The 12,269-nt window shown below is 71.9% G+C and carries 13 protein-coding genes; 10 read left to right on the forward strand and 3 right to left on the reverse strand.

All coding sequences use genetic code 11. The features are described from left to right. Positions 1-9 precede the first annotated feature (9 nt). Entirely contained in the window at positions 10-999 is a 990-nt protein-coding gene (locus DO944_RS09115) for an o-succinylbenzoate synthase (RefSeq protein ID WP_112616987.1), read from the reverse strand. A 47-nt stretch (positions 1,000-1,046) separates the two neighbouring features. Here DO944_RS09115 and DO944_RS09120 point away from each other — a divergent pair, with 47 nt between their 5' ends. Genes DO944_RS09120 through DO944_RS09130 form a run of 3 tightly spaced genes read left to right on the forward strand, consistent with a single transcriptional unit; the run spans position 1,047 to position 4,104 of the window. Further along, a complete protein-coding gene (locus tag DO944_RS09120; RefSeq protein ID WP_112616723.1) occupies positions 1,047-1,946 on the forward strand; it encodes a 1,4-dihydroxy-2-naphthoyl-CoA synthase in 900 nt (299 codons plus the stop codon). Positions 1,947-1,963: 17 nt separating this feature from the next. Further along, a complete protein-coding gene (locus DO944_RS09125) occupies positions 1,964-3,124 on the forward strand; it encodes an AMP-binding protein (protein ID WP_112616725.1) in 1,161 nt (386 codons plus the stop codon). A gap of 11 nt (positions 3,125-3,135) precedes the next feature. Then, positions 3,136-4,104, forward strand: a complete 969-nt coding sequence (locus tag DO944_RS09130; RefSeq protein WP_112616727.1) for a 1,4-dihydroxy-2-naphthoate polyprenyltransferase — start codon at positions 3,136-3,138, stop codon at positions 4,102-4,104. A gap of 18 nt (positions 4,105-4,122) precedes the next feature. Here DO944_RS09130 and DO944_RS09135 read toward each other — a convergent pair whose 3' ends face one another. Next, complete coding sequence (locus tag DO944_RS09135; RefSeq protein ID WP_112616729.1) at positions 4,123-4,383, reverse strand: DUF4229 domain-containing protein; 261 nt, start codon at positions 4,381-4,383, stop codon at positions 4,123-4,125. 53 nt (positions 4,384-4,436) lie between these two features. On the opposite strand from DO944_RS09135, the gene DO944_RS09140 reads away from it, so the two are divergent. Both DO944_RS09140 and menD read left to right on the forward strand, forming a co-directional pair. Next, complete coding sequence (locus DO944_RS09140; protein WP_112616731.1) at positions 4,437-4,841, forward strand: PLD nuclease N-terminal domain-containing protein; 405 nt, start codon at positions 4,437-4,439, stop codon at positions 4,839-4,841. A gap of 1 nt (position 4,842) precedes the next feature. Beyond that, positions 4,843-6,654, forward strand: coding sequence for a 2-succinyl-5-enolpyruvyl-6-hydroxy-3-cyclohexene-1-carboxylic-acid synthase (menD, locus tag DO944_RS09145; RefSeq protein WP_112616988.1), 1,812 nt, complete (start codon positions 4,843-4,845; stop codon positions 6,652-6,654). 34 nt (positions 6,655-6,688) lie between these two features. Here menD and DO944_RS09150 read toward each other — a convergent pair whose 3' ends face one another. After that, complete coding sequence (locus DO944_RS09150; RefSeq protein WP_112616733.1) at positions 6,689-7,981, reverse strand: isochorismate synthase MenF; 1,293 nt, start codon at positions 7,979-7,981, stop codon at positions 6,689-6,691. Between the two features lie 25 nt (positions 7,982-8,006). Here DO944_RS09150 and DO944_RS09155 point away from each other — a divergent pair, with 25 nt between their 5' ends. The 5 genes from DO944_RS09155 to DO944_RS09175 all read left to right on the forward strand — a co-directional run bounded on the left by DO944_RS09155 (position 8,007) and on the right by DO944_RS09175 (position 12,262). After that, the gene (locus DO944_RS09155) at positions 8,007-8,549 is read left to right on the forward strand and encodes a DUF402 domain-containing protein (RefSeq protein WP_309300107.1); all 543 of its coding nucleotides are present in this window, start codon (positions 8,007-8,009) and stop codon (positions 8,547-8,549) included. A 70-nt stretch (positions 8,550-8,619) separates the two neighbouring features. After that, positions 8,620-9,357 carry a bifunctional demethylmenaquinone methyltransferase/2-methoxy-6-polyprenyl-1,4-benzoquinol methylase UbiE gene (ubiE, locus tag DO944_RS09160; RefSeq protein ID WP_112616737.1) on the forward strand — a complete coding sequence of 246 codons (738 nt, stop codon included), beginning with the start codon at positions 8,620-8,622 and terminating at the stop codon, positions 9,355-9,357. A 48-nt stretch (positions 9,358-9,405) separates the two neighbouring features. Continuing rightward, on the forward strand, positions 9,406-10,461 hold the full coding sequence (locus tag DO944_RS09165; RefSeq protein ID WP_258524633.1) for a polyprenyl synthetase family protein: 1,056 nt from the start codon (positions 9,406-9,408) through the stop codon (positions 10,459-10,461). Between the two features lie 53 nt (positions 10,462-10,514). Beyond that, positions 10,515-11,900: an FAD-dependent oxidoreductase gene (locus DO944_RS09170; protein ID WP_112616741.1), complete on the forward strand. Its 1,386-nt coding sequence runs from the start codon at positions 10,515-10,517 to the stop codon at positions 11,898-11,900. Beyond that, entirely contained in the window at positions 11,897-12,262 is a 366-nt protein-coding gene (locus tag DO944_RS09175; protein WP_112616743.1) for a hypothetical protein, read from the forward strand. The genes DO944_RS09170 and DO944_RS09175 overlap by 4 nt, the downstream gene beginning before the upstream one ends. Positions 12,263-12,269 lie beyond the last annotated feature (7 nt).

Raw genomic sequence — 12,269 nt, forward strand, 5'->3', positions numbered from 1 at the left:
GACCTGCGCTCAGCGCGGCTGTGCGAGCACCGCGAGGCAGCGCTCGAGCCGCTCGCGCCACCACCGCTGCCGCTCCGCGGACGGGGCGAGCGCGGCGACGGCATCCCGGTCGACCGTGACCCGTCCGGTCGCGAGCTCACCCGAGAGCGGACGCAGGGCGGGGGTCGCGACATCGGCGGCGAACAGCGAGGCCGTTCCCAGGCCGCAGTCGAAGTCGAGCTCGGGAAGAGCGGCCGCGAGGGCGACCCCCATCGACAGGCCGACGCTCGTGTCGAGGGCGCTCGAGACCACCGCGGGAAGTCCCGCCTCCGCGACGATCGCGAGCGCACGCCGGACGCCTCCGAGCGGCTGCGCCTTGATGACGAGCAGATCGGCGGCACCGGCTCGCGCCACCGCGAGCGGGTCGTCGGCCTTGCGGACGCTCTCATCGGCGGCGACGGGGATCCCCATGTAGTGCACGCGGCGGCGCAGCTCGGCGAGCTCCTCGACACTCGCGCACGGCTGCTCGACATACTCAAGATCGAACTCCGCCAGGGCGTGGAGCGCGTGCTCGGCCTCGTCGAGATTCCACGCGCCGTTCGCGTCGATCCGCACACGTCCTTCGGGGCCGAGCGCCTCGCGCACTGCCCGCACGCGGGCGACGTCGTCGGCGAGCACCTGGCCGCGCTCCGCGACCTTGACCTTGACCGTGCGGCATCCGTCGTACCGCGAGAGCACCTCGGCGACGCGCTCGGCCGCGACGGCCGGCACGGTGGCGTTCACGGCGACACGGTTCCGGACGGGGGACGGGGCCGGTTCCCAGCCGAACTCGAGCGCGGCGGCCAGCCAGGTCGCGGCCTCGTCGTCGTCGTACTCGGTGAACGGCGAGAACTCCGTCCAGCCTTCCGGCCCCTCGAGCAGCAGCGCCTCTCGCACGTCGACGCCGCGGAAACGCGTCGTCAGCGGCAGCGCGACGACGTGCGATCGGTCGAGCAGCTCGGCCAGGGAGGGGAGGGGCAGGGCGGGGTCCACGCGTTCATCCTCCCACCGCGGCATAGGCTGGCGGCATGGTCTCGGAACTGTTCGATCCCGCGGAATGGTCGCTCGCCCCCGGGGCGGACGCCTACACCGACATCACCGCTCACGTCTCGACCGACGGGCGCATCGCGCGCATCGCGTTCGACCGTCCCGAGGTGCGCAACGCCTTCCGCCCGCATACGGTCGACGAGCTGTACCGCGCGCTCGACATCGCGCGCCAGGACCCGCACATCGGCGTCGTGCTGCTTACCGGCAACGGTCCGAGCCCGAAGGACGGCGGCTGGGCGTTCTGCTCGGGCGGCGACCAGCGCATCCGCGGCCGAGACGGGTACAAGTACAGCGACGACGAGAGCGCCGTGGCCGATCCGGCCCGGGCCGGGCGCCTGCACATCCTCGAGGTGCAGCGCCTCATCCGGTTCATGCCGAAGGTCGTCATCGCCGTCATCCCGGGTTGGGCTGCGGGCGGCGGGCATTCCCTGCACATCGTGTGCGACCTCTCGATCGCCTCGGCCGAGCACGGCCGGTTCAAGCAGACCGACGCGGATGTCGGGTCGTTCGACGCCGGGTACGGCTCGGCGTACATGGCGCGGCAGGTCGGCCAGAAGATCGCCCGCGAGGTGTTCTTCCTCGCGGAGGAGTACTCCGCGCAGCGCGCCTACGAGATGGGCGCGGTCAATCGTGTCGTCCCGCACGCCGAGCTCGAGCGCGAGGCGATCGCGATGGCCCGCGCGATCCTCGGCAAGTCGCCCACCGCGATCCGCATGCTGAAGTTCGCCTTCAATGCGATCGACGACGGAATGGTCGGCCAGCAGGTGTTCGCGGGCGAGGCGACGCGGCTCGCCTACGGCACCGACGAGGCCGTCGAGGGGCGTGACGCCTTCCTGCAGAAGCGCGACCCCGACTGGTCGCCCTACCCCTACCACTTCTGAGATGGCTCGCCTCTGACATGGCGGTCGACCTCGTCCCGGTTGCGTCGGAGCCCCGCGAGGTGCTCCGGGCCCTTCGGCAGACCCTCGACGGTGCCGGGCCGGCGCTCGCCCTCGGCGCGCCCGCCGGCACGAGCGCTCCGGCGCAGGCGCCGCCCGGAACCGTCGCCGTCGTCACGACGTCGGGGTCGACGGGGATGCCCAAGAGCGTCGTGCTCAGCCGTTCGGCCCTCATCGCCAGCGCCGCGTCGACCGCGGCCCGCATCGGCGAAGGGCGCTGGCTCCTCGCCCTGTCGCCCGGGTACGTGGCGGGGCTGCAGGTGATGGTGCGCAGCCTCCTCGCGGGGCACGAGCCGGCCGTCCTCGCGGGGTCGTTCTCGCCCGCCGCCTTCGCCGCGGTCACCGCGTCGATGCACTCGAGCGTCGGCGGGCAGCGCGCGGCGACGTTCACCTCGCTGGTACCGGCCCAGCTGGCCGATCTGCTCGACGCGGCCGAGACGGATTCCGCCGTCGCCGACGCCCTGCGGGCCTACGAGGCGATCCTGGTGGGCGGGCAGGCGCTCCCGGCGTCGCAGCGCGAGCGCGCCACGCGGTTGGGGGCGCGCATCGTGCGCACCTACGGCTCGACGGAGACCAGTGGCGGATGCGTCTACGACGGCGTCCCGCTCGACGGGGTGGGGGTGCGGATCGTGGCCGGCGAGGTGCAGCTCTCGGGCCCCATGCTCGCCGACGGCTACCTCGGCGAGCCCGACCGCACGGCGGCATCCTTCATCGTGGACGACGGTGTGCGCTGGTACCGCACCGGCGACGCGGGGGAGTTCGACGAGAACGTGCTGCGGGTGACCGGGCGCGTGGACAACGTCATCATCTCGGGTGGCGTCAACGTCTCGCTCGACCGCGTCGAGGCCGTCGTTCGGGAGCGACCCGGACTCGCGTCGGCCGTCGTCGTCGCGACGACCGACGAGCGATGGGGGCAGGCGTCCGCCGTCGTCGTCGAGATCGCGGCGCTCGCCGAGATCGGTGCCGACGAGTCGGCTCTGCTGTCTGAGATCCGGGACGCGGTCGGCGACCGGCTCGGCAAGCCGGCGCGCCCCGCACGGGTCGTCGCGGTCGAGCGCATGCCGGTGCTCGCGAGCGGAAAACCCGACCGTGCGGCGTTGCGTCGCATGCTCGCGATCTAGGATGATCCCTCGTGGCTCGCTCGTCTCGCTCCCCGAAGTCGTCTCGTCCCGCGCCGCGCGGCGGTAACCCCGCCAAGCGCGGCCTCGTCTCGGCTCCGCCGCCGCGGAAGGCGACGGCTCGCGACTGGATCGGCGCGGCGCGGCTGCGCACCCTGCCGCTCGCGATCACCCCGGTTCTCATCGGCACGGGGGCGGCGATGCTCGTCGACCGCGACCTGCACTGGGTCATCGCGCTGTGCTGCCTCGTGGTCGCGGTCGCACTGCAGATCGGCGTCAACTACGCCAACGACTACAGTGACGGCATCCGGGGCACGGACGATGTGCGCGTGGGTCCCGCGCGACTCACCGGCGGCAAGCTGGCGAGGCCCCGAACGGTGCTCACCGTCGCCCTCGGGTTCTTCGGTCTCGCCGCCGTCGCCGGCATCGCGATCGTCGTGCGGACGGGGCACTGGTGGATGCTGCTGGTCGGGGCCGCCTGCGTCGTCGCGGCGTGGTTCTACACCGGTGGCAAGCGCCCGTACGGCTACGCGGGTCTCGGCGAGCTCTTCGTCTTCGTCTTCTTCGGCCTTGTCGCGACCGTCGGCACGACCTTCGTCCAGGCCGGATTCGTTCCCCAGGAGAGCTGGTTCGGCGCGGTGGGCGCTGGGCTCCTCGCGTGCGCCGTGCTCCTGGCGAACAACCTGCGCGACATCGACCAGGACCGCATCGCCGGCAAGCGCACCCTGACGGTCCTGATCGGCCGGACGGCGACCCGCATCGTCTTCACCCTGTTCGTCCTGGCGCCGTTCGCGATCGCCGTGCTGCTCGCCCTGGTCTATCCGATCGCCTGGCTGAGCCTCTTCGCGCTGCTGCCGGCTCTGTCGGCGATCCTCATCGTCTGGACGTACCGCCAGCCGCGTGAACTGGTCGTCGCCCTCGCGCTGACCTCCTTGACGTCCGTCGCGTACGGCGCGTTCCTGTTCTGGGCCTTCGTCGGCTGAGGCCCGGAAGACCTGAGGTCAGGACGCGGCGTCTTCGGCCTCGGCGTCGGTCTGGGCGCCGGAGCGGCGGCGCGTGCGTCGTTCGGCGAGGCCCGAGGCGACATCGTCGAGCGGTCGGCGCAGGAAGATCATCGACAGGCTCAAGCCGATGAGGGCGGCGAAGATCGCTGAGAGCCAGTAATACTCGCGCATGATGGGGAACAGCATCATGATGCCGAACGGGACCAGGAAGGCGAGGAGCCGCAGCACCGAGTAGACGACGGCCGAGCGGGCATTCATCCGGCCATTCTACGTCCGGGCCGAGGGGGTCGCCGGACGCCTAGGATGGGGGGATGGCGCGGCTCCTGCTCATCGGTGTGCTGCTGGCACTCGCCTTCTGGGTGTACAGCATCGTCGACTGCGCGCTGCAGGACGCGACCCGTCACCGCGGCGTCAGCAAGCCGGTCTGGATCCTCATCGTGGTCCTGCTGCCCGTGCTGGGCGGCATCCTCTGGTTCGTCGTCGGACGCGCGCGCCGCACGAGCGCTCCCGTCCGCCGCGCCCCGGACGACGACCCCGACTTCCTCGGCAGCCTCGGGTCGGTGCGAGACCAGGACGAGCGCATCCGCCGTCTTGAGGAGGAGCTCGCGGCCCTCGACGCCGAGGCCGACGACCCTCGCGACGTTCCGCCGGCTTCCTCGTCGTCGAGCGATGACGACGCCGAAGGTCCGGCCGGCTCACGCGGCCCGCGCGCCTGAGATGAGCGGCGCCGAACACGCTCCGACGCCGGCGGATCGGGCGCCGGCGACCGACGCCGCCGCTGCACTGCTCGGTGCTCTCGTCGCCGGGGGAGTGCGCCACGTGGTCCTGAGCCCGGGATCGCGCTCCCAGGCGCTCGCGCTCGTGGCGGCGGAATTGGAGCGGCGGGGCCTCATCCGTCTGCACGTCCGCATCGACGAGCGGGTCGCCGGGTTCACCGCGCTCGGCATCGGACGTGACACCCGGATGCCGGCGGCTGTCGTATGCACGTCGGGAACGGCGGTCGCCAACCTGATGCCTGCCGTTCTCGAGGCGCACCACTCCGGCGTGCCGATGCTGCTGCTGACCGCCGACCGGCCGCCGGAGCTGCGCGGCATCGGGGCCAATCAGGCGACGCATCAGCCCGGGATGTTCTCGCGCTTCGTCCGGCTCGAGGTCGACGCCGTGACGCCGCAGGACATCGACGACGCCCCCACCGCAGCGCAGTCGGCGGAGATCGCCGTCCTGGCTGCCGACGCGCTCACCGCGGCGCTCGGCGACCGGTCGCGGCCGGCCGGCCCCGTGCACCTGAACCTGCCGTATCGGAACCCGTTGTCGGGCGCGATCCCGCCGTGGCTCATCGACGCGGACGCCGAGCTGGCGCCCGCCCCGGCCGCCCGCGGCGCCGAGCCGTGCGAAACAGTCGACGCCACAGTGTCGGGCGCGCACTATCAGGGCGGCGGGGGGATCGGCCAAGCCGAACCCCCGATTCCCCTCGAGCCGGTGGAGCTCACCCGCGGGCCGAACACGCTCGTCGTCGCGGGCGCGGATGCCGGTCCGGCGGCGGAGGATCTCGCTCACGCGGGAGGCTGGCCGCTCGTCGCCGAGATCGTCAGCGGTGCGCGGTTCGGGCGCAACCTCGTCCACGGTTACCGTGCGGTGCTCTCCCGCCCCGATCTCGCCGACGCCGTGGAACGGGTCGTCGTGTTCGGGCACCCGACGCTCAGCCGCGAGGTGGCCGCGTTGCTTTCGCGACCGGAGGTCGAGGTCTGGGCCGTGCGCGGCCCGGGAGAGGACCTCAATCTCAACGGAACGACGACAGCGGTCGCCGCGGTGTCCGTTCCGCCCGGAGAGGCGGACCGGGCCTGGCTCGGCGCCTGGATGCGCGCATCGCGTGAGGAGGCCGTCGACCTGAGCCCCGCGGCGCCCGATGTCGACGGGCTCGCGTCGGCGGTGCCGCAGGAGCGACTCGGTGCGATCTCGGCGGAGATGGCCGTTCTCAAGGCTCCGCTCGACCGTGAGTCGCTCGTCGACGCCGTCTGGCGGGCGAGCTGGCCGCACGATCGTCTGCTGTTCGCCTCGTCGAGGCTCGTTCGCGTGGCCGACACGGTGCTCGGTGGCAAGAAAGTGCCCGTGCACGCCAATCGGGGGCTCGCGGGCATCGACGGCATCGTCGCCACCGGAATGGGTATCGCGGTCGCGAGCCAGGACGACGCACGGGCGGGCGTGACCCGCGTGCTCACCGGCGACCTGTCTCTGCTGCACGACGTCGGCGCGCTGCTGCTTCCCGGCACCGAGGACGAACCCCGGATCCAGGTCATCGTCGGCAACGACGGCGGGGGCACCATCTTCGACGGGCTCGAGGTCGCCGGCACCGCACCGCCGGAGGCCGCCGACCGAGTGCTCTTCACGCCGCATGAGGCGCGGCTCGAGCAGCTCGCGCTCGCCTACGGGTGGGAGTACCGCCGTGTGACGACGCGCTCCGCGCTCGACCAGGTGCTCACCTCGCCGGTCGGCGGACGTCAGCTCATCGAGGTCCCGCTCGCCCGCTGAGTCGCTCCGCCCGGTGTGCGGCCCGTGCGCCCGCTCAGGCCAGCGCGTCGATGATCGGCCGGAACTTCACGCGCGTCTCGAGCATCTCCGACTCGGGGTCGCTCGCGCCCACGATGCCCGCACCGGCGTAGGCGGTGAAGGGCATCGAGGCGCCGCCGTCGGCGCGGTCGCCGGGACGGAACTGCGCGCACCGCAGCGCGATGGCCCACTCGCCGTCGCCGTGCGCGTCGATCCATCCGACGGGTCCCGCGTACCGTCCCCGGCTGAAGGGCTCGAGGCGGCGGATCTCGTCGAGTGCGTTCGGGGTCGGTGTGCCGGCGACCGCCGCGGTGGGGTGCAGCACGGCGACGAGGTCGAGGGCGGAGGCATCCCCGGCGAGCTCGCCCTCGACGTCGGTCGCCAGGTGCCAGACGTTCGGCAGCTTGAGCATGAACGGCTGCTCGCCGGCGACGAGCGACGAGGTCGACGGGCGGAGTGCGTCGAGCACGCTGCGCACCGCATAGCCGTGCTCGTCGAGGTCCTTCGTGCTGGTGGCGAGGGACAGTGATGCCGACGTGTCGGCGTCGGCGTCGGCCCCCCGTGCGATCGTTCCGGCGAGGACGCGCGCGGTGACGGTGCCGCCCGACACCGTCACGAGAGTCTCGGGGCTTGCACCGATCAGACCGTCGACCGCGAACGCCCACGTGTCCGGGTACGCCGACGACAGTGCGCGCACGAGGCGCCGGAGATCGGCATCCGCGGGAACGGTGCCGGCGAGATCACGCGCCAGGACGACCTTCTGCAGGTCGCCGTGGAGGATCGCGTCGACGCCCGCGCGCACGATCTCCTGGTAGCCGTCGGGTGTCAGCGCTCCGGGGCCGGTCGTCGCCGACCAGTGCGGGCCGAAGCCGGTCGCGACGGGGAGGGCGGCATCCGGGTCGGAGCCGTCGGCGGTGATCGCGGTCACCCAGGCGCGTGACCCGCGGCGACCCACGACGAATCGAGGCACCGCGAAGTGCAGCGGCGGTGTCGTGGCGTCGGCGCGGTCGTCGGGGCGGGGATCGAACGGCAGAGCGCCGAACGCGAGGAGTCCCGATCCGGGCAATCCGACCGGATCGTCGATCTCGGCGGCGGCGACCGTTCTGCGCCACCAGTCGGCGGCTTCGCGTGGACCGGGGTTCGCGTCGGCTGAGTCGAAGGCCGCGGCAGTGCCGCGCGCCACGAGGATGTCGCCGCGTCGCGACCACACCGTCGGGTGCTGCGGGTCGGCGAACACCAGCAGCTCGTCGGGTGCCTCGATCTCGCGAGTGACCACGCGCAGCCGGGCGGCGGGCGCAGAATCGTTCACTCGACCAGCCTAGACTCGGCGCGTGATGCTCCGCCCCGTGCCGGGAACCCCGGTGACCTTCCGCTGGCGCAAGTGGAACGGCGGAACCCACTGGGTGCACGCCTGCACCTACCTCGGCAGCGACGAGCACGGCGACTGGTTCGGCCAGCGCCCCGGCGACCGCAGCAACCGGCCCGGACGCGACTTCGTCGCGACGCATCCGTGCGTGATGCTCCTGCCTCCGGTCGGCGAGTGGGTGCTGACGATGAACGCGCCGCCGCATCCCACCCGCGTGTACATCGACATCGCCTGGGACGCCCGGTGGGACGAGGGCGGCGAGCCCACGGCGATCGACATGGACCTGGATGTCGTCGACTCCGCCACCCGCGGCATCTGGATCGACGACCGCGACGAGTGGGACGAGCATCGCGTCGCCTACGGGTACCCGCGGGAGATCGTCGCCGAGCTCGAGGCCCTCGCCGTCGACCTCGAGGCGGCCGTCACCGCGCACCGACCGCCCTTCGACGCCCCCACGGCCGCCCATTGGCTCGGCATCCTGGCATCCCTCCCCGCCCCCGCCGCCCCCTGACTCCCGTCCGCCCGCCGGGGGACCTCGCGGGGCGGGGCTGAGCGGGCACGGCCGCGCCTAGACTCGGAGCGTGACCAGCGAGCCCAACCGCGCCGACCTCGGCAAGGACCCGTCGCGTGTGAGCGGCATGTTCGACCAGGTGGCCGGCGCCTACGACCGCACCAACGACGTCCTGAGCCTCGGCCAGGACCGCCTCTGGCGCATCGCGGCCACCCGCGCGATCGACCCGAAGCCGGGGGAGCGCATCCTCGACCTCGCCGCGGGAACGGGTGCGAGCTCGGTGTCGCTCGCCCGCAGCGGTGCCGAGGTCGTCGCCGCGGACTTCTCGCCCGGCATGATCGCCGAGGGCGTCCGCCGGTACGGAGCGCAGGCGCCGGGCGGCGGCATCCCGAATCTGTCGTTCGTCGAGGCGGATGCCACGAACCTGCCCTTCGAGGATGCCGAGTTCGACGTCGTCACGATCTCGTTCGGACTCCGCAACGTCAACGAGCCGAAGAAGGCGCTCGCCGAGATGCTGCGCGTCACCAAGCCCGGCGGCCGCCTGCTCATCAGTGAGTTCTCGCAACCGCCCTCCCGGGCGTTCGCTGGGCTCTACCGCTTCTACAACGACCGGGTGCTGCCGCTGGTCGCGCGCGCGGTGAGCTCCAACGCCGAGGCCTACGACTACCTCAACGAGTCGATCCGCGATTGGCCCGACCAGCGCACCCTCGCCGGGTGGATCCGCGAGGCCGGCTGGGACGAGGTCGCGCACCGCGATCTGTCCTTCGGCATCGTGGCGCTCCACCGCGCTGTCAAGCCCGCGGTCTGAACCGGCTCGCGCGGATCGGCGCGGTCGCCCGGCCGGTAGGCTGGAGAGGTGACATCGAGCCCATCCGCGCCGCGGCTGGCGAAGCACCTCGGGATGACCGAGCGCATCTTCGCCGGACCCCGCACCCGCAAGCTGCTCGCGACCGTCGAAGCCGGGCTCGAGCGCGTCGAGTCGCGCCTCGGCGATGAGCTCACCGTCAGCGACGCGCTCGTCGACGCCAAGACCCGATACCTCTACGAAGCCGGCGGCAAACGGTTGCGGCCCATGCTGGCTCTGCTCACCGCGCAGCTCGGCGACGGTGCGACCGAGGACGTCATCGCCGGCGCTGCGGCGCTCGAGCTGACCCACCTCGGATCGCTGTACCACGACGATGTCATGGACGGTGCCGACAAGCGACGCGGCGTCCCCAGCGCACACGAGGTGTGGGGGAACAACGTCGCGATCCTCACCGGCGACCTGCTCTTCTCGCGGGCGAGCCAGCTGATGGCGCGCATCGGCGAGCGAGCCATCCGCGTGCAGGCAGACACCTTCGAGCGCCTGGTGCTCGGTCAGATGCACGAGACCATCGGCGCTCAGCCCGGCGATGATCCTGTCGAGTTCTACATCCAGGTGCTCGCCGACAAGACCGGCTCGCTCATCGCCGCTGCGGCGCAGGTGGGCGTGCTCTTCTCCGGCGGACCGGAGGAGCTGGCCGAGCCGCTGCTCGCGTTCGGCGAGAAGGCCGGCGTCGCCTTCCAGCTGCTCGATGACGTCATCGACCTCTCCGCCGACCCCGAGGCCACGGGCAAGGTTCCCGGAACCGACCTGCGTGCCGGGGTGCCGACGATGCCCTACCTGTTGCTGACCCGCGCCGACGACGAAGCCTCGCGTCAGCTCGCCGCCACGATCGACCGTGGCGTGGCCGAGATCGCCGAGGGCGCCGACCCCGCGATCCTCGACGAGCCGCTCGCCCGGCTGCGCGATCACGCCGTCACGGCCGAGACGCGCCGGCTCGCCGAGAAGTGGGCCGATGACGCCGTCGCGGCCCTCGCGCCGCTTCCCTCCGGCGCCGTGCGCGACGCACTGACCCGGTTCGCCGAGGTCGTCGTCGACCGCGCCAGCTGACACAGACCCCCGCTGCGCCCGCGCTCGGGTGCCACCAGGAACGAGGAACACCCATGACCAAGCTGAGGCTGGCCATCGTCGGAGCCGGGCCCGCCGGTATCTACGCCGCGGATCTGCTGCTGAAGGCCGAGCGCAAGTTCGACGTCTCGATCGACCTGTTCGATCACCTGCCCGCCCCCTACGGGCTCGTCCGCTACGGAGTCGCGCCCGATCACCCCCGCATCAAGGGCATCATCAACGCCCTCCGCGACGTGATCGACAGCGGCGACATCCGCCTGTTCGGCAACGTGCGCTTCGGCGAGGACATCACGCTCGATGACCTGAAGCACCATTACAACGCCGTCATCTTCGCCACGGGCGCGGTGCGCGATGCGGCGCTCGACATCCCCGGCATCGACGCCGACGGCTCGTACGGCGCGGCCGACTTCGTCAGCTGGTACGACGGCCACCCCGACTTCCCGCGCGAATGGCCGCTGGATGCCGCATCCGTGGGCGTCATCGGCAACGGAAACGTCGCGCTCGACGTGGCTCGTCTGCTCGCCAAGCATGCCGACGACCTTCTGGTCACGGAGATCCCCGACAACGTCTACCAGGGACTCCGCTCGTCGGCCGTGACCGACGTCCACATCTTCGGCCGCCGTGGACCCGCGCAGGTCAAGTTCACGCCCCTCGAGCTGCGCGAGCTCGGCGATCTGCGCGACGTCGACCTCGTGGTCTACGACGAGGACTTCGACTACGACGAGGCCTCGAAGGCGGCGATCGCGTCGAACAAGCAGGTGATGGTCATCGACCGCGTGCTGCAGTCGTGGCGTCAGCGCCCGGGCGTCAACGGCGCCGGGGGAGAGGCCTCGCGTCGCCTGCACCTGCACTTCTACGCCAAGCCGGTCGAGGTCAAGAAGGATGCGGCGGGTCGCGTCGCCGCCCTCGTCTACGAGCGGACCCGCCCCGACGGTCAGGGCGGGGTCGAGGGAACTGGCGAGATGCGCGAGGTCGCACTCCAGGGGCTCTACCGCGCGGTCGGGTACTTCGGGTCGCCCCTGCCGGACGTGCCGTTCGACGCCACGCACGGCGTCATCCCGAACCACGAGGGTCAGGTGCTCCACGAGGACTCGAACGAGCGCGTGCCGGGCGTGTACGCGACGGGGTGGATCAAACGTGGACCCGTCGGCCTGATCGGTCACACGAAGTCCGACGCGATGGAGACCGTGCGCCATGTCATCAACGATCAGGGGTCGTGGTGGCAGCCGGTCGACCCGTCCGAGCAGGGCGTCCTCGATCTGCTGACCGAGCGCGGCGTCGCCTGGACCGACCTCGACGGGTGGCACCGTCTCGACGAGCACGAGATCGCTCTCGGCGCCCCTGCCGAGCGCGCACGTGTGAAGGTCGTCGACCGCGACGACATGGTCGCCATCTCGCGCGGCGAAGAGGCCGGGCGATGACCTTCCGCAGCAAGGAGACGCTCGACTCGTGGATCGAGGAGTTCCGGCAGTTCGGATACTCCCTCGCCGTGAAGGTCATCCCGCAGGACGGCAGTCTCGGCCGCGACACGGGGCTCGTCGCGATCAACATGATGAACGCGCAGACCGTGACGTACATCGAGCCGGACGTGCCGGGCGGAAACACCTGGCGCATCACGTTCGAGGCGCGCGAGACCGAACTGCGGCTCGGAGCCGGCGCCGCGCTCGCCCTGTCGACCGAGCTCGCGATGGTGTCGACCCTCTGCGCGTTCCTCGAGACGAAATCGCACGCGTTCGCGGGCGACGACCCCGCTGAGATCGTGAGCCCGGTCGCCGAGAACTGACCGGCAT

It is taken from the genome of Microbacterium sp. SMR1 (assembly GCF_003289625.1).
GTDB classification, from domain to species: domain Bacteria; phylum Actinomycetota; class Actinomycetes; order Actinomycetales; family Microbacteriaceae; genus Microbacterium; species Microbacterium plantarum.

Coding starts and splice junctions, on each gene's coding strand:
- DO944_RS09170 (WP_112616741.1), top strand. CDS start 10,515: ATGACCAAGCTGAGGCTGGCCATCGTCGGAGCCGGGCCCGCCGGTATC.
- DO944_RS09135 (WP_112616729.1), bottom strand. CDS start 4,383: ATGAATGCCCGCTCGGCCGTCGTCTACTCGGTGCTGCGGCTCCTCGCC.
- DO944_RS09140 (WP_112616731.1), top strand. CDS start 4,437: ATGGCGCGGCTCCTGCTCATCGGTGTGCTGCTGGCACTCGCCTTCTGG.
- DO944_RS09175 (WP_112616743.1), top strand. CDS start 11,897: ATGACCTTCCGCAGCAAGGAGACGCTCGACTCGTGGATCGAGGAGTTC.
- menD (WP_112616988.1), top strand. CDS start 4,843: ATGAGCGGCGCCGAACACGCTCCGACGCCGGCGGATCGGGCGCCGGCG.
- DO944_RS09125 (WP_112616725.1), top strand. CDS start 1,964: ATGGCGGTCGACCTCGTCCCGGTTGCGTCGGAGCCCCGCGAGGTGCTC.
- DO944_RS09155 (WP_309300107.1), top strand. CDS start 8,007: ATGCTCCGCCCCGTGCCGGGAACCCCGGTGACCTTCCGCTGGCGCAAG.
- DO944_RS09120 (WP_112616723.1), top strand. CDS start 1,047: ATGGTCTCGGAACTGTTCGATCCCGCGGAATGGTCGCTCGCCCCCGGG.